At 74.2% G+C, this 16,481-nt stretch carries 13 protein-coding genes; 4 read left to right on the top strand and 9 right to left on the bottom strand.

Features of this window, described 5'->3' with window-relative positions; genetic code table 11:
- Positions 1-91: 91 nt before the first annotated feature.
- Entirely contained in the window at positions 92-1,384 is a 1,293-nt protein-coding gene (locus NR073_RS03330) for an APC family permease (RefSeq protein ID WP_044659820.1), read from the top strand.
- Positions 1,385-1,444: 60 nt separating this feature from the next.
- On the opposite strand, the gene hisS is transcribed toward NR073_RS03330, so the two are convergent.
- Positions 1,445-2,821 carry a histidine--tRNA ligase gene (gene hisS, locus NR073_RS03325; RefSeq protein ID WP_036313678.1) on the bottom strand — a complete coding sequence of 459 codons (1,377 nt, stop codon included), beginning with the start codon at positions 2,819-2,821 and terminating at the stop codon, positions 1,445-1,447.
- 174 nt (positions 2,822-2,995) lie between these two features.
- Here hisS and NR073_RS03320 point away from each other — a divergent pair, with 174 nt between their 5' ends.
- Together NR073_RS03320 and NR073_RS03315 are read left to right on the top strand one after the other, a co-directional pair.
- Positions 2,996-4,534, top strand: a complete 1,539-nt coding sequence (locus NR073_RS03320) for a DUF349 domain-containing protein (RefSeq protein ID WP_044659821.1) — start codon at positions 2,996-2,998, stop codon at positions 4,532-4,534.
- Positions 4,535-4,619: 85 nt separating this feature from the next.
- Positions 4,620-5,237 carry a hypothetical protein gene (locus NR073_RS03315; protein WP_036380977.1) on the top strand — a complete coding sequence of 206 codons (618 nt, stop codon included), beginning with the start codon at positions 4,620-4,622 and terminating at the stop codon, positions 5,235-5,237.
- An 11-nt stretch (positions 5,238-5,248) separates the two neighbouring features.
- Here the strand turns inward: NR073_RS03315 and NR073_RS03310 are convergent, their stop codons facing one another.
- The 8 genes from NR073_RS03310 to NR073_RS03275 all read right to left on the bottom strand — a co-directional run bounded on the left by NR073_RS03310 (position 5,249) and on the right by NR073_RS03275 (position 14,282).
- Complete coding sequence (locus NR073_RS03310) at positions 5,249-7,558, bottom strand: bifunctional (p)ppGpp synthetase/guanosine-3',5'-bis(diphosphate) 3'-pyrophosphohydrolase (protein WP_069941678.1); 2,310 nt, start codon at positions 7,556-7,558, stop codon at positions 5,249-5,251.
- Between the two features lie 115 nt (positions 7,559-7,673).
- Entirely contained in the window at positions 7,674-8,714 is a 1,041-nt protein-coding gene (gene secF, locus NR073_RS03305; RefSeq protein WP_036317952.1) for a protein translocase subunit SecF, read from the bottom strand.
- Entirely contained in the window at positions 8,711-10,531 is a 1,821-nt protein-coding gene (gene secD / locus NR073_RS03300) for a protein translocase subunit SecD (protein WP_036317949.1), read from the bottom strand. Before secD ends, secF begins: the two co-directional genes overlap by 4 nt.
- A 70-nt stretch (positions 10,532-10,601) precedes the next feature.
- On the bottom strand, positions 10,602-11,033 hold the full coding sequence (yajC, locus tag NR073_RS03295; protein WP_036317946.1) for a preprotein translocase subunit YajC: 432 nt from the start codon (positions 11,031-11,033) through the stop codon (positions 10,602-10,604).
- A 60-nt stretch (positions 11,034-11,093) separates the two neighbouring features.
- Positions 11,094-12,116: a Holliday junction branch migration DNA helicase RuvB gene (gene ruvB, locus NR073_RS03290; protein WP_036317944.1), complete on the bottom strand. Its 1,023-nt coding sequence runs from the start codon at positions 12,114-12,116 to the stop codon at positions 11,094-11,096.
- Positions 12,113-12,757 (bottom strand): Holliday junction branch migration protein RuvA, encoded by a 645-nt coding sequence (ruvA, locus tag NR073_RS03285; RefSeq protein ID WP_036317942.1) that lies wholly within the window; start codon positions 12,755-12,757, stop codon positions 12,113-12,115. The genes ruvB and ruvA overlap by 4 nt, the downstream gene beginning before the upstream one ends.
- Positions 12,758-12,837: 80 nt before the next feature.
- On the bottom strand, positions 12,838-13,473 hold the full coding sequence (gene ruvC / locus NR073_RS03280) for a crossover junction endodeoxyribonuclease RuvC (RefSeq protein WP_036317938.1): 636 nt from the start codon (positions 13,471-13,473) through the stop codon (positions 12,838-12,840).
- A gap of 47 nt (positions 13,474-13,520) precedes the next feature.
- The gene (locus NR073_RS03275) at positions 13,521-14,282 is read right to left on the bottom strand and encodes a YebC/PmpR family DNA-binding transcriptional regulator (protein WP_036317934.1); all 762 of its coding nucleotides are present in this window, start codon (positions 14,280-14,282) and stop codon (positions 13,521-13,523) included.
- Between the two features lie 99 nt (positions 14,283-14,381).
- Here NR073_RS03275 and NR073_RS03270 point away from each other — a divergent pair, with 99 nt between their 5' ends.
- Entirely contained in the window at positions 14,382-16,475 is a 2,094-nt protein-coding gene (locus NR073_RS03270) for a M3 family metallopeptidase (RefSeq protein ID WP_036380983.1), read from the top strand.
- Positions 16,476-16,481 lie beyond the last annotated feature (6 nt).

Here is a 16,481-nt window from a genome sequence, read left to right as displayed (position 1 = left end):
ACGCCGTGTGATACGCCTGCGGGGCGGGCGCGCGCCGTTCCCGTCAGTCTAGTGCCCCGTCCACACTGCCCCAGCCCAGGAGGACCCCGTCATGACCGCCGCCCTGCAGCGCCGCCTGACCCTGCTCCACGCCGTCGCGATCGGCCTCGGCTCGATGATCGGCGCGGGCGTGTTCACCGCGATCGGCCTGGCGGCCGCGCTCACCGGCGGCCACCCCGGCCTGCTGTACGGGGCCCTGGCGGTCGCGGCCGTCGCGGCCCTGTGCAACGCCCTGTCCACGGCGCAGCTGGCCACCGTCCACCCCGAGTCCGGCGGCGCCTACGTCTACGGCCGGCGGCAGCTGCACCCGTGGGCCGGCTTCGTCGCCGGCTGGGGCTTCGTCACGGGCAAGACCGCGTCGGTGGCCGCGATGGCGGCCACCCTCGGCCTGTACCTCTTCCCCGACGACGCCGCCGCGGCCCGGTGGACGGGCGTGGCCGCCGTCGTCGTGCTCACCGGGGTGGCGATGGCGGGCGTGACGCGGACCGCGCAGGCGACGTTGGCGATCCTCGTGCCCGTGCTCGCCGTGCTCGTGTTGGCCATCGGCGCAGGCCTGGCGCGCGAGGCCCCCGGGGGCTCGGCCGCGGCGCTCGGCGTCGACTCCCCCGTGCAGGGCGTGCTCATGGGCGCGGGCGTCCTGTTCTTCGCGTTCGCCGGCTACGCGCGCGTGGCCACCATGGGTGAGGAGGTCATCGACCCCGCACGCACGATCCCGCGCGCCATCCTGATCGCCCTCGCCGTGACCGTGGCGTTGTACCTGCTGCTCGCCACGGCGCTGATCTCGGGCCTCGGGACCTCCGGGCTGGCCCGGTCCCCGGCGCCCGTGCGCGACCTGCTCGAGACCGCCCTGGGCTCCGGCTGGGGCTGGGTGGCGGTGGCCGGCGCCGCCCTCGCCGCGGCCGGGGCCATGCTCAACCTGCTGACGGGCATCTCCCGCACCGCCCTGGCCATGGCCCGCGAGTCCGACCTGCCCCGCCCCCTGGCACGGGTCCATGCGGGGACCGGCACGCCGTGGACGGCTCAGCTGACGGTGGCCGCGGCCGTGATCCTGCTCCTGCTCACCACGGACATCCTCACCGTGGTGGGCTTCAGCTCGTTCGGCGTGCTCGTCTACTACGCGGTGGCGAACCTGTCCGCCCTGACCCTGCGCGGGGACGACGACGGCCGCCGCCCGGCCCGGCCGCGCCCGCTGCGCGTGCCCCGCGCCGTCAACGTCCTCGGCCTGGCCCTGTGCCTGCTGCTCGCCCTCAGCCTGCCGCCGATGTCCGTGGCCGCGATGGCGGGCGTGTTCCTGATCGGGGTGGGCGGGCGCGCGTTCGTGCGGGCCGGGCGCCGGGGCCGGTGACCCGACGCGCAGACACCCACCGCCGCCGCACACCGGGGCCGGCATAGCGGCCGCGTCCGCTCAGTCCTGCGCGCGGGCGACCTGCGGCAGCAGGTCCTCGGCCGGCGGGGTCCAGTCGGCCGGGTCCGCGGCGTGCTGCTCGCCGGAGCGGATGTCCTTCACCTCGTGGACCCGCGCGCCGGCGTCGTCCCGACCCATGAACCAGACGAACGGGATGCCGCGGCGGTCCGCATACTTGATCTGCTTGCCGAACTTCTCCGCGGACACCGCGACCTCCGCGGGGATGCCGCGCTCCCGCAGCAGGGCCGCGACGTCCTGGGCCTCGGACCAGTCCTCGTCCGCCGTCAGCGCCACGTACACCGCGGTCGGCACGGAGCGGGAGGCCACGGCCATCTGCTGGGACAGCATGCGCATCACCAGCCGCGTCACGCCGATGGACAGTCCGACACCGGGGAACACGCGGTTCCCCTTGGACGCGAGCGCGTCGTAGCGGCCGCCCGAGCAGATCGAGCCGAGCTGCTCGTGGCCCACCAGGACGGTCTCGTAGACGGTGCCCGTGTAGTAGTCCAGGCCGCGCGCGATGGACAGGTCCGCCACGGCGCGCCCGGGGGCGCGGCGGTGCAGGGTGGCGACGACGTCGGCCAGCTCGGTCAGCCCCTCCTCGAGCAGCTCGTGGGTCACCCCCAGGGCGCGGACCCGCTCGACGAACGAGGTGTCCGACGTGCGGATGTCCGCCAGGGCCAGCGCCTGCGCAGCCTGCTCGGGGCTCGCGCCGACCTCCTCCTGGAGCAGCCGCGCGACCTCCTCCGGGCCGACCTTCTCCAGCTTGTCGATGCTGCGCAGCACGCCGGCGGTGTCCTCCAGGCCGATGCCCCGGTAGAAGCCCTCGGCGAGCTTGCGGTTGTTCACGCGGATGAGGAAGTCGCCGATCGGCAGGGCGCCGAGCGCCTCGGCCATCACCAGTGCGACGTCGGCGTCGTACCGGGGCGAGAGGGCGCCGTCGCCGACGACGTCGATGTCCGCCTGGGTGAACTCGCGGGCGCGGCCCTCCTGAGGGCGCTCCCCGCGCCAGACCTTCTGCATCTGGTAGCGACGGAAGGGGAAGGCGAGGTGGCCGGCGTTCTCCACGACGTAGCGGGCGAACGGCACGGTGAGGTCGAAGTGCAGGGCCAGGCGCTTGGGGTCGGCCGGGTCCTTGGGATCGCGCAGGCCCGCGGCGACCTCCTCGTCCTCGGCCAGGCGCGAGACCGCGTAGACCTCCTTGTCCACCTCGCCCTTGCGCAGCAGCTGGCCCAGGGTCTCCACGGCACGGGTCTCGATGCCGGCGAACCCGTGCAGCTCGAAGGTCCGCCGCAGCGTGTCGAGCACGTGCTGCTCCACGAGCCGCTCGGCGGGCAGCCACTCGTGGAAACCGGACAGGGAGGCCTTGCGGGACATGGCGATCCTTCGAGACGACGACGGCGGGGACGCGCGACGGTCCCCCGCCGGCGCACCGGCCCATTCTAGGCGCGGGCGCTGTCCGGCCCGGTACGCTGGCCCTGTTCGTGTCCATCCCGACCGGCCGCATCCCTCGACGACTGCGTGCCGGCGCAGTCAGGGAGAGTTCCAGCGGTGACCAATCACATGCAGCCCGACGACCAGCAGTCCCCCGCCACCGAGTCCACCCCCGCGTCGGCCGAGGCCGCCGATACGACCGTGCCCGCCGAGGCCCGGCCCGTCCCCGAGATCGTCCCCGACGCCCCGGCGCACGGTGATTCCTCCCAGCCCGCCGAGACGCCCGCCGTGCCCTCCCCGGCCGCGATGAAGAAGGCCAGCCCGGCCGCCGTGCGCCCCGCGACGCCCGCCGCCGCGTCCGTCGCCCCGGCCCCCGTCGTGGCCCCGACCGTGCCGCCCACCCCGGTGGAGGAGGCCGCCAGGTTCGCCCGGGTGAGCGAGGACGGCCACGTCACGCTGCTGGACGGGCAGGAGGAGCACGCGGTCGGCCAGGTGCCGGACGCGAGCACCGAGGACGCGCTGGCGTACTTCGTGCGCAAGTACGACGACGTGCGCGCCCAGATGGCCCTGTTCGAGCAGCGCATCGCCGCCGGCGCCCCCTCGGGTGAGCTGGGCCGGGCGCTGGGTCAGATGACGACCGCGGTGAACGAGCGCCACATGGTCGGCGACATGGACGCCCTCCGCACCCGCCTGGCGGCCCTGGAGACCCTCCTGGGCGACTACCGCGCCGCGGAACAGGAGGCCCGGCAGGCCGCCCAGGCCGAGCAGCTGGCCACCCGCGAGGCCATCGTCGCCGAGGCCGAGACCTTCGCCCAGACCCCGGCCGAGCGGATGCCCTGGAAGACCGCGTCCAAGCGCATGACGGAGCTGTTCGAGGAGTGGAAGGCCGCCCAGAAGGCCGGTCCGCGTCTGGCCAAGTCGGTCGAGGACGACCTGTGGAAGCGCTTCCGCGGCGCCCGCACCGCGTTCGACAAGACCCGCCGCGCCCACTTCTCCCGGCTGGACGCCGCCTCGGCCGAGGCCAAGCAGGTCAAGGAGCGTCTCATCGCCCGTGCCGAGGAGCTGTCCACCTCCACCGACTGGGGCGTGACCGCCGGCAAGTACCGCGACCTGATGGACGAGTGGAAGCGCGCCCCCCGGGCCTCCCGCAAGGAGGACGACGCCCTCTGGGCCCGCTTCCGCGCCGCCCAGGACGTCTTCTTCGCCGCCCGCAAGGCCGCGAACCAGGAGATCGACCGCGAGTACGGGGCCAACCTGAAGGTGAAGGAGCAGATCCTCGCCGACGGCCAGAAGCTGCTCCCGTTCACGGACGTCAAGGCCGGACGGCGCGCGCTCAACGAGCTGCGCGGGCGGTGGGAGGATGCCGGCCGCGTGCCCCGCGGGGACGTCCGCCGGATGGAGGAGGGCTTCCGCAAGCTCGAGGACGCCCTCAAGCAGGCGGAGAACGAGCACTGGCGCCGCACCGACCCGGAGACCAAGGCCCGCACGAACTCCGCCCTCACGCAGCTCGAGGAGACCATCGCGGGGCTCGAGGCGGATCTCGCCCGGGCCCAGGCCCGGGGCGACCAGCGCGCCGTCAAGAAGGCCCAGGAGGCGCTCGACGCGCGCCTGCAGTGGAAGCAGGCCCTCGAGGCCTCGGCCTCCGAGCTCCGCTGAGCCCCACCCGTCTCGAGCACGCCCCCGCGGCCCGCCTGTCCACAGGCGGCCGCGGGGGCGTCCCCGTCTCTGGCAGGATCCGGGCATGACGACCGTGACGATCGAGGAGACCGCCCCGACCGGGGCACTCGTGCTGGCGGGCGACCCCTTCACGGAGCCGGAGCTGCAGGCGCTCGGCGCGCGGGGCGCCGTGCGGCCGCTGCTGCCCGGGGTGTGGGCGCGGCCGGACGCCGCGGACGATCCCGCGGTCCGGGCCGCTGCCCTGTGGACCCTCGGCGGCCCGCTCCTGGCCGCCGGCTGGACCGCGATCGGCCCGTCGGCGGCCTGGATCCTGGCCGGCGGCGCGGCGCCCGGGCGGCTGCACGCGGCCGTGCCGCACTTCCACCGGCGCCCCGCCGGCGGGGGCCTGCTGCCCTGGACGCTCACGCAGTCGGACGTCGCGGCCGATGCCACGGGCGTCGCCCCCGCCGAGCACGACGTGCTCCGCTTCGGCCCCGTGCGGGTCACGACGCCCGCCCGGACAGTCGAAGACCTGCTGCTCAGCGCCGACCCGGATGCGGCGCGGCGCGCGGCCGCCGTGATCGGCGCCCACGGCGCCGCCGGGCTGCGGGAGCGGCTGGCCCGCCGGACCCGCCGTGCCGGCGTCGTGGCGGCCCGGCGCCGGCTGGGCGCGCTGCTGGCGGCGCTGGACGTCCCCGACTGAGGCCGGGAGGCTCAGGTGCGGTGCACGTCGAAGACGCCGTCGATGCGGCGCACCGCGTCGATCACGTGGCCGAGGAACCGGGGGTCGCCCATCTCGAAGACGAACCGGCTCATCGCCACGCGGTCGCGGGTGGTGTTCACGGAGGCCGAGAGGATGTTCACGTGGTTCTCGGAGAGGACCCGGGTGACGTCGGAGAGCAGCGACTTGCGGTCCAGCGCCTCGATCTGGATCTCCACCAGGTAGACGGTGTCCCGCGACGGCGCCCAGCTGACCGGGGTGCGGCGCTCCGGCTCCTGCGCGAGCAGGGTCGCCAGGTTGGGACAGTCGACCCGGTGCACGGAGACCCCGGAGCCGCGGGTGACGAACCCGTCGATGGCGTCCGGCGGCACCGGGTTGCAGCACCGTGCCAGCTTGGCCATGACGCCGCCGTCGCCGTCCACGAGCACGCCGGCGTCGTTGGTGGCCCGCGCGGGGGCGCGCCGCGACTGGGCCGGGACCAGCTCCTGCAGGTCCACCTCGCCGACGGTCAGCTCGCCCTCCGGCTCGGCCTGCGTCGACGTCGGCGGAGCGAGGCGCTCCGCGACGCGTTCCTGCACGGACTGGGCGGACACGTGGCCGTCGCCGAGGGCCACGAACAGCCCGTCGAGGTCCGCGTAGCCGAGATCCGTGGCCACCTGCACCAGCTCCTCGCCGCCGAGCACCTGCTGCACGGCCATGCCGGCCTTGCGCAGCTGACGGGTCAGCGACTCGCGTCCCCGGTCGGCCTGCTCGTCGCGGCGCTGCGTGGCGAAGTGGTGACGGATCTTGGACCGGGCCCGCGGCGAGACCACGAAGCCCAGCCAATCCCGGCTCGGCCCCGCGTCCTCGGCGCGCGAGGTGAAGACCTCCACGGTGTCGCCGTGGCTGAGCGGCGTGGACAGCGGGACGAGCTTGTCGTTGACCCGGGCGCCGATGGTGCGGTGGCCGACGTCGGTGTGGATGGCGTAGGCGAAGTCCACGGGCGTGGAGCCGGCCGGCAGGGTGCGGATCTCCCCCTTCGGCGTGAAGACGTACACCTCGTCCGCCCCGATCTGGGTGCGCAGCGAGGCGAGGAACTCGTCCGGGTCCCGGGTGTCCGCCTGCCAGTCCATCACCGAGCGCAGCCAGGCCGGCGTGGCCTGCACCGGCGCCTGGCCGGCGACCTGGGCCTTGTACCGCCAGTGCGCGGCGACGCCGTACTCGGCCTGGCGGTGCATCTCCTGCGTGCGGATCTGGATCTCCACCGGCTTGCCGCCCGGCACCATCACCGTGGTGTGCAGGGAGCGGTACATGTTGAGCTTCGGGACCGCGATGTAGTCCTTGAACCGGCCCGGGACCGGGTTCCAGCGCGCGTGGATGACGCCGAGCACGGCGTAGCAGTCACGCACGGAGTCCACGAGCACCCGGATGCCCGTGAGGTCGTGGATGTCGTCGAAGTCCTTCCCGCGCGTCACCATCTTCTGGTAGATCGAGTAGTAGTGCTTCGGCCGTCCGGTGACGGTCGCCCGGATCCGGTGCTCGCGCAGGTGCTCCTCGATCACGGTGCGCAGCGCCGCGATGTGCTTCTCCCGCTCCGGGTTGCGCTCCCCCACGAGGCGCACGATCTCCGCGTACATCTTGGGCTTGAGGGCGGCGAAGGAGAGGTCCTCGAGCTCCCACTTGACGGTGTTCATGCCGAGCCGGTGGGCCAGCGGGGCGTAGATGTCCAAGGTCTCCTGGGCCTTGCGGGCGCTGGACTCCGGGGAGACGTACCGCCACGTCCGCGCGTTGTGCAGCCGGTCGGCGAGCTTGATGAGCAGGACGTTCACGTCCTGGGCCATCGCGATGACCATCTTGCGCACGGTCTCGGCCTGCGCCGCGGCGCCGTAGGTCACCTTGTCCAGCTTGGTCACGCCGTCCACGAGGAGGGCGACCTCGGAGCCGAAGTCGGCGCGGAGGCGCTCCAGGGAGTAGTCCGTGTCCTCGACGGTGTCGTGCAGCAGGGCCGCCAGGAGCGTCGGGCCCGTCACGCCGATCTCGGCGAGGATCGTGGCGACCGCGACGGGGTGGGTGATGTACGGGTCCCCGGAGCGCCGCATCTGCCCCTCGTGTGCCGCGCGGGCGACCTCGAAGGCGCGGACGATCTCGGCCAGCTCGGTCTTGGTGGCTCGCTGCCGCACGGTGCGCATCAGCGGCTCGAGCAGGGGCGAGTACTCGGTGGCGTGCCGGCCGGTCAGGCGTGCGATCCGGCTGCGGGGCCGGACCGGGGCGGGACGGGCCGGGGCGGGACGGGCCGGGGCGGGAGTGGGGTCCTGCTCGCTCATGGGCCACGCCTCCTGACTCGTGCGGCCCCGACCGCTCCGGCCGGGATGATCGGCGAGTCTACCCGCGCCCGTCCCACCCCGCCCCAGGAAGACCACCGGGGCCGCAGCGGCTCCGTCAGAGTCGCGCGCCGTCGTCCCAGGGGGCGACGTCGGGATCGGTGACCGCCTCTGAGGCACGCTCCCGGGCGGCGCGGGCCGCGGCCCGGGCGTCGTGGTCGCGCACGTCCGGGTCGTTGCGGCGCAGCAGGGCGTACAGCGGCGCCTGGAGGAACAGGGTGGACAGGGTGCCCACGATGATGCCCACGAACAGCGCGAGCGCGATGTCCCGCAGCGTGCCGGCACCGAGCAGCCCCGCGCCGATGAACAGGATCGAGCCGACCGGCAGGATGCCGACGACGGAGGTCGTGATGGACCGGACGAGCGTCTGGTTCACCGCGAGGTTCACGTTCTCGACGAAGGAGCGCTCCGGGTCCTCCTCGGCCCCGATCGTGTTCTCGCGGATCTTGTCGAAGACCACCACGGTGTCGTAGAGCGCGTACGACAGGATCGTGAGGAAGCCGATGATGGCCGACGGCGTGATCTCGAAGCCGGTGGCGCCGTAGATGCCGGCGGTCAGCGCGACCACGTAGAGCATGCCGAGCACGGCGGCCAGGGACATCTTCCAGGTGCGGAAGTACACGGCCATGAACAGGGTCACGAGCACCACGAAGATCACCAGGCCGATCAGGGCCTGCTGCGACACCGCGGCGCCCCAGGTCGGCCCCACGAAGGTCGAGGTCACCTGGTCCTGGCCGACGCCGTAGGCCTCCTGCAGGTTCGCGGCCACGGCTCGGGTCTGGGCGTCGTCGAGCTGCTCGGTCTGGACGCGCACGGTGCCCGGGGCGACGTTCGTGACGGTGGCGTGGCCGTCGGCCAGCACGTCGGTCACGGCGCGCTCGCCCGCGGCCACGTCGGTGGAGGCCGTCTGCGAGACGGTGAACTCGGAGCCGCCCCGGAACTCGATGCCGAGGTTGAAGCCACCGCGGAGGGCGGTCAGGCCGCCGGCGAGGACGAGCAGCAGGGCGGCGAGGGCGAACCACCGCCGCCAGCGCTGGATGAACGGGTAGGAGATGCGGCCCGAGTAGAGGGCGTTGCCCCAGTCGGCGAAGCGGTTCACTGGTCCTCCTCCTGGCGGCGTCGCTCGGCGCGGCGTCGCTCGGCGATCGTCATGGGCGGCGCGGTGCGCGAGCGGCGGCCGCCCCCCCGGGCGGACGAGCCCGCGCGGGGGGCGCCCGTCGCGACGAGCGGGCGCGGGGCGTCGGCGGCCGCCGCGTCAGCCGGCTCGTCGGAGTCCTCCGCCGGGAGCCCGGTGCGGGGGGCGTGGGCGGGCTCGCGGAAGCGGCCGGCGCCCTGATACAGGGACGGCCCGCCCAGCAGCGACGGGTCCAGTCCGGACATCGGGTGTCCCTCGCCCACGAAGCGGGTCTGGGCCAACAGCACCATGAGCGGGTGGGTGAACATGAACACCACGATCAGGTCGGCGATCGCGGTGAGGCCGAGGGTGAACGCGAAGCCGCGCACGTTGCCGACGGCCACGAAGTACAGCACGACGGCGGCCAGCAGGTTCACGGCCTTGGACGCGGTGATCGTCCGCCGGGCGCGCTTCCAGCCCTCGTGCACGGCGACGGGCACGGTGTGGCCCGCGCGCAGCTCGTCCTTGATGCGTTCGAAGTAGACGATGAACGAGTCCGCCGTCAGACCGATCGCCACGATGAGCCCGGCGATGCCCGCGAGGGACAGGCGGTAGTTGTCCGTCCAGCCCAGGATCGCGATGGTCAGCCACGTCAGCACGCCCGCCACGATGATCGAGGCGAAGGTCAGCAGGCCCAGGGCCCGATACTGGAAGAACTGGTACACGGCCACGAGGCCGAGGCCGATCAGGCCGGCGATCAGGCCCCAGAAGAGCTGGTCCCGGCCGAGCGTGGCGGAGATCTGCTGCTCGGACTCGATCGAGAAGGAGATCGGCAGGGAGCCGTAGTTGAGCTGCTCGGCCAACTGCGCCGTCGTCTGCTCGTTCAGGGTGGGGCCGCTGATCTGCGCGCTGCCGTTGGTGATGACCACGTTGGACTGCGGCGCGGAGATCACGTCCCCGTCCAGCAAGATCGCGAACTGCTTGCGCGGGTCGCCCTCGGGGTACGGGGTGAGCTTCTGGGTGACCTCCGTGAAGGCCTTGGTGCCCTCCTCGTCGAACTCGATGTTGACGACCCACTGGTTGGTGGAGACGCCGCCCTGGGCCTGGGCCATGCCGTTGGACGCGCCCTTGATCTGGGTGCCCGGGATGACCACGGGGCCCAGGATGTACTTCTGGGCCGGCGTGACGGCGCCGTCGGCGAGCTCCTCGGAGGGCTGGCAGGCGACGATCGCCCGGTCGGACGGCGGCGGGGGCGCGGCCGGGTCCCGCGGGGCGGTGCAGTCCGTGGCCTGGAACTCGGCCAGCAGGGCCGGGGTGACCCAGTTCGGGTCGTAGGCGTCCGCCGGCTCCCCGTCGGGCTTCGGCAGCTGGTCTTCTGGCAGGCGCTGGTCCTCGGGGGTGGCCTCCCCCGGGCCGGACTGCAGCACGGGGCGGAACTGCATGTCCGCGGACGCCTGGATCAGGCGGCGGGTCTCCTCGTCCGGGACCCCGGGCAGGGAGACGACCACGTTCTGGGAGCCCTGCGTGGCGACCTCCGCCTCGGCCACGCCGGAGCCGTCCACACGCTGGCGGATGATCTCCACGGCCTGGTCCAGCTGCTCGGGGGTGACGGACTCGCCCGTCGAGGTCTGGGGGGCCAGCACCATCTGCGTGCCGCCCTCGAGGTCGAGGGCGAGCTTGGGAGCCCAGGAGGCCGCGCCGGAGGCCACGCCCCCGCCGAGGATCGCGGCCAGGACCACGAGGAGGGCGGCCAGCCAGGCCAGGGTGCGCCCGGCGGAGCCGGTGGGTGTTCTCTTCGCCATTGCTCAGGTGCTTCCGTCACATTCGAGCGGCCCCGCCAGGCGGGGCCGCGTGTGCAGGGGTGGGTGGGCCTCAGGCCAGGTCGTCGCGGCGCGGACGCGGGTCGTCGGCGTCGTCGGCGCGGTACTCGGTGCCGGGGGCGTCATCCAGACGCGACGGGTCCGTGGTGGGCGCGGCGGCCGTCTCCGGCTCCACGACGGTGGTGACGCCCTGCAGGTGCACGTCCATGCGGGTGCCCGGGGCGGTCTCCAGCGTCACCCGCTGGCCCTCGGTGTCCACGGCCACGACGGTGCCGAAGATGCCGGCGCCCGTCATGACCTCGACGCCTGGGGCGAGGGTGCTGCGCATCTGCGCCTGCTGCTGCTGCATCTTCTTGCCCTTGCGGAAGGAGAGGAAGAGCATCACCGCGAGCAGGGCGAAGGCGATGAGCATGAGCAGGCTGCCGCCACCCCCCTGGGCCTGCTGGGCGATCACGGGCAGGGTCGCGGCGGTGGCGACGGGCATGGGGGACTCCTGATGCTCGGGGTGGGCGGGCCTGTCCAGTGTAGGGGCCCGCCCTGGGCGTCACGGCCCCGGCGTGGCCTCCGGAGCGGCGAGGCCCAGGTGCTCCCAGGCCCCCGGCAGCGCGACGCGGCCACGGGGGGTCCGCGCCACCATGCCCTCGCGGATGAGGAAGGGCTCGGCCACGGTCTCCACGGTCTCGGCCTCCTCCCCCACGGCGGTGGCCAGCGTGCTGAGCCCCACGGGCCCGCCGCCGAACGTGGTGCACAGGGCCGTGAGCACGGACCGGTCGAGCCGGTCCAGGCCGCGCCCGTCGACCTCGTACATGTCCAGGGCGGCGGCGGCGTCGTGCGCGCCGACCTCGGCCAGCCCCTTCACGAGCGCCCAGTCCCGCACGCGGCGCAGCAAGCGGTTGGCGATGCGCGGGGTGCCGCGCGAGCGCCGGGCGATCTGCCGGTACCCCTCCGTGGCCAGCCGCATGTCCAGCAGCAGGGCGGAGCGGCGCAGGACGCGCTCGAGCTCCACCTCGGTGTAGAAGTCCAGATGGCCCGTGAAGCCGAAGCGGTCGCGCAGCGGCCCCGGCAGGAGGCCGGCCCGCGTGGTGGCGCCGACGAGCGTGAAGGGCGGCAGCTCGAGCGGGATCGAGGTGGCGCCGGCGCCCTTGCCCACCACGATGTCCACCCGGAAGTCCTCCATGGCCATGTAGAGCATCTCCTCGGCCGGGCGGGACATCCGGTGGATCTCGTCGAGGAAGAGCACCTCGCCCTCGGTGAGCGAGGACAGGATGGCCGCGAGGTCGCCCGCATGCTGGATCGCGGGGCCGGAGGACAGCCGCAGGGGGGCGTTCATCTCCGCGGCCACGATCATCGCCAGCGTGGTCTTGCCGAGCCCGGGCGGACCGGAGAGCAGGACGTGGTCCGCGGCGCGGTCGCGCAGCCGGGCGGAGGCGAGCATGAGGTCCAGCTGCTCGCGCACGCGCATCTGGCCCACGAACTCGTCCAGGTGCTTGGGGCGCAGCGCGGCCTCGAGCCGACGCTCCTCCGGGTCGACGGCCGCCGCGGACAGCGGCGAGGACTCCGCGCTCATCGCCCGCCTCGCACAGAGCCGGCCATGCCGACGTCGCGCAGGGTGGCACGCAGCAGCGCGGCGACGTCGCGGCCCTCGTCCAGCTCCGGGCGGGCCGCCACGGTGGCCTCGACGGCCTTGAGCGCCTCCTTCTCGGACCAGCCCAGGCCGGCCATCGCCTGCACGACGTCGGCGTGCCAGAGCGCCTCGACGGTCGGCTCGGCGCTCGCCTCGGCCTCCGCCTCGGGCACCGGCTCCCCGGTGGGCGCGAGGCGGCCGGAGAGCTCGACGATGATCTTGCGCGCCATCTTCGGCCCGATGCCGGGCACGCGGGTGAGGGTCTTCTCGTCCTCCTCGGTGACCGCCCGGCGCACGGTCTCGGGGTGGTGGACGGAGAGGATCGCCAGGGCGAGGCGGGGACCCACGCCGTTGGCCGTGATGAGCACCTCGAACACCTCGCGCTCGTCGCGGTCCGCGAAGCCGTAGAGGGTCAGGGCGTCCTCCTTGACCACGAGGTGGGTCTGCACCGCCCCCGGCCGGCCCTCGTGCAGGGTGGCCAGCGTCTGCGGGGTGGCGGAGAACTGCACACCCAGGCCGCCGACGGCGATGACCGCCCGGTCGAGGGCCACGTGCTCGACGGTGCCGCTGAGCGAGGCGATCATGAGGGGCCCTCCTGTCGGGACGGACGGACGCCGGTCGGCGCGGATTCGAACATATCATCGAACGCCGGCCCGGCAGCGGCCTACCGGCGTCGCCCGCCGCCCGCCGAGCGCTCGGCGTCGAGCCAGGCCCGCTGCGCGGCGGTGAGCTGGCCCCGCGGGCGGGCGCGCGCGGGCGCCTTGGCGGCGAACTGCGAGCGCCCCGCCCGGGAGGCGAGGTCCGCGGTGTCGAGGCCGGTCTGGCCGGCGGCCGCGCCGAGGGCGGTGCCGCGCCAGCCGTGGGCGATGGCCAAGGCGAGGGCGTCGGCCGCGTCGGCCGGGCGCGGCGGGGCGTCGAGGCGGAGGATCCGGGTGACCATCGTGGTGACCTGCTCCTTGCCCGCATCGCCGTGTCCGGTGACGGCGGCCTTGACCTCGGAGGGGGTGTGCAGGCCCACGGGGACGCCGGCGCGCGCGGCCGCGGCGATCGCCACGCCCGCGGCCTGGGCCGTGCCCAGCACGGTCGGCGTGTTCGTGTTCGCGAACATGCGCTCGACGGCGGCGCGATCGGGCCGGTGCGCGGCGAGGACCGCGGAGACGGCCTCGTCGATGCGCAGGAGGCGCTGGTCCAGGGGGGCGGTGGGCGGGGTGCCCGTGACCTCGACGTGGACGAGCGCGGCCCGCCGTCGCGCGTCCACGTCCACCACGGCGATCCCGCAGCGGGTGAGCCCCGGGTCCACCCCGAGGATCCGGACGACGTCGGCGGGCCGGCGCGCGCTCAGCGCGATCAGTCCTCGTCGAGCTCGGCGAGGACCTCGGGGGCGATGTCCACGTTCGAGAAGACGTTCTGGACGTCGTCGAGGTCCTCGAGGGCATCGGCCAGCTTGAGGAAGGTGCGGGCGCCCGACGCGTCCAGGTCCACCTTCATGGTGGGGACGAACTCGAGCTCGTCGGACTCGTACTCCACGCCCGCCTCGTCGAGGGCCTTGGCCACGGACTGCAGGTCGGAGGGGTCCGAGAGGATCTCGAAGGAGTCGCCGGAGACGACGACCTCCTCGGCGTCGGCGCCGCCCTCGAGCACGGCCTCGAGCAGGCCGTCCTCGGTGTTGCCCTCGGCGGGCAGGCGCACGAGGCCCTTGCGCTCGAAGAGGAAGGAGACGGAGCCGGAGTCGGCCATGGTGCCGCCGTTGCGGGTGACGGCCGCGCGCACGTCCGCGGCGGCGCGGTTCTTGTTGTCGGTCAGGCACTCGACCAGCAGCGCCGAGCCCTGGGGGCCGCGGACCTCGTACATGATCTCGGCGTAGTCGATGACCTCGCCGGTGAGGCCGGCGCCGCGCTTGACGGCGCGGTCGATGTTGTCGTTGGGCACCGAGGCCTTCTTGGCCTTGGACACGGCCAGGTCGAGGGCGGGGTTGCCGGCGACGTCGGGTCCGCCGGCACGTGCCGCGACCTCGATGTTCTTGATGTACTTCGCGAACGCCTTGGCGCGCCGCGCGTCGATGACGGCCTTCTTGTGCTTGGTGGTCGCCCACTTGGAATGTCCTGCCATCACGCCTCCTCAGGTCTGGATCTCGTCTGCTGGCTCGACCGCCCAGTCTAGCGACGCCCGGTGGGGTGGCGCGGATCACGGCTGACTACACTCGCGCCCATGACCCACACCTCCGCGCCCTCCGTCCTGCCCGCCGACCACCCGCTGGCGACCCCCTCCGACCTGCCCTACGGGCTGCCCGACTTCTCCGCCGTCTCCGACGCGCAGCTGGCCGAGGCCGTGCGCGCGGGGATGGCGGCCCAGCGCGCCGAGGTCGACCAGATCCTCGGGGCGGCCACGGCGCCGACCTTCGAGAACACCGTCCGTGCGCTCGAGCTGTCCGGCCAGCTGCTGCGCCGCTCCGCCGCGATGTTCTTCACGCTCGTCGGCTCGGACGGCACGGATGCGCGGCAGGCCCTGGCCGAGGAGCTCTCCCCCGAGCTCGCGGCCCACGAGGACGCGATCCTGCTGGACCCGCGGCTGGCGGCGCGCGCCGCTTCGATCGACGACGGCGGCCTCACGGGCGAGGACGCCCGCCTGCTGGAGACGCTGCGCCTGCGCCTCTCCCTGGCGGGGGCGGACCTGGACGAGGCCGCGCGCGAGGAGCTGCGCGGGATCAACACGGAGCTGGCGTCCCTCTCGGCCGCCTACACGCGCCGCCTCGTCGCGGACACCGCCGCCCGCGCCGTGCTCGTCACGGACCGCGAGCGCCTGGCCGGTCTGAGCGAGGACGACCTGGCCGCGGCGGCGGGGGCGGCCGCCGAGGCGGGGCACGGGGACGGGGACGCGGCGGCGGGCCCGTGGCTGCTGACGCTGTCCCTGTTCACGTCGCAGCCGTGGCTGGCGTCCCTGCAGGACGAGGGGATGCGGCGCGAGGTGTTCGAGGCGTCGACGGGCCGGGGCGGGTCCGGGGAGCACGAGACGCTGACGACGGCGATGGCGATGGTGCGGCTGCGGCTGCGCAAGGCGCGGCTGCTGGGGGCGCAGAGCTGGGCCGAGCAGGCGCTGAAGGACCGGGCGGCGCCGTCGACGGCGGCCGTGGAGGAGCTGCTGGCCGCGATGGCGCCGCGGGCGATGGCCAACGCGCGGGCGGACGCGGCGACGGCGGCGGCGCACGCGGGCCGGACGGACGCCGAGGTGGCCCCATGGGACTGGCCGGCGCTGTCCGCGGCGTACGCGCGGGAGGAGTTCGCGGTGGACGCGGACGCCCTGCGCCCGTACTTCGAGCTGGACCGGGTGCTGACCGAGGGCGTGTTCGCGGCGGCGACGGCGCTGTACGGGCTCACGTTCGCCGAGCGCCCGGAGCTGGCGCGGCACCTGTACCGCCCCGGGATCCGGGTGTTCGAGGTGACGGGTGAGGACGGTGCCGGGGTGGGTCTGTTCGTCGCGGACCTGTTCGCGCGGCCGACCAAGTCGGGCGGTGCCTGGATGCACACGGTGCGGGACATGGCGGACGCCCTGGGCGAGCGCCCGGTGGTGTTCACCACGATGAATGTGCCGGCCCCGGCGGCGGGGCGTCCGGCCCTGCTGACGCTGGATGAGGCCACGACGCTGTTCCACGAGTTCGGCCACGCCCTGCACGGGCTGCTGGCCCGGGGCGAGTACGCCTCGCTCACCGGGACGAACGTGCCGCGCGACGTCGTCGAGTTCCCGTCGCAGGTCAACGAGGTGTGGCTGCGCGAGCCGTCCCTGCTGGCCGCGTACGCGCGGCACGTGGAGTCGGGCGAGCCGCTGCCGGCGGGGACGCTGGAGCGGCTCGAGGCGGCGGACCTGTGGGGCGAGGGGCACCGCACGGTCGAGTATTTGGGCGCGGCGCTCGTGGACTGGGCCTGGCACTCGCTGACGGAGGAGACGGTGGACGCCGCCACGGCCGACCCGGCCGCGTTCGAGCGCCGGGTGCTGACCGAGGCGGGCATCGACCCGGACCTGGTGCCTCCGCGCTACGGCACCGGCTACTTCAAGCACATCTTCGGCGGCGGCTACGCGGCCGGGTACTACTCCTACGTGTGGGCCGAGGTGCTGGACGCGGACGCCGTGGAGTGGTTCCGCGAGCACGGCGGGATGACGCGGGAGAACGGCCGCCGGTTCGCGGACGAGCTGCTCTCGCGGGGCGATACGCGTGACCTGCTGGAGTCCTACCGCGCGTTCCGTGGCCGGGACGCCGAGCTCGAGCCGCTGCTGCGCCGTCGGGGGCTGGCGGACGCCGCGGCCTGAGCGCGG

The organism is Micrococcus sp. Mcc28 (assembly GCF_024519775.1).
Taxonomy (GTDB): domain Bacteria; phylum Actinomycetota; class Actinomycetes; order Actinomycetales; family Micrococcaceae; genus Micrococcus; species Micrococcus luteus.
The sequence above is the reverse complement of the archived record's forward strand: the minus strand, read 5'-3'. Positions and strand labels throughout refer to the sequence as shown.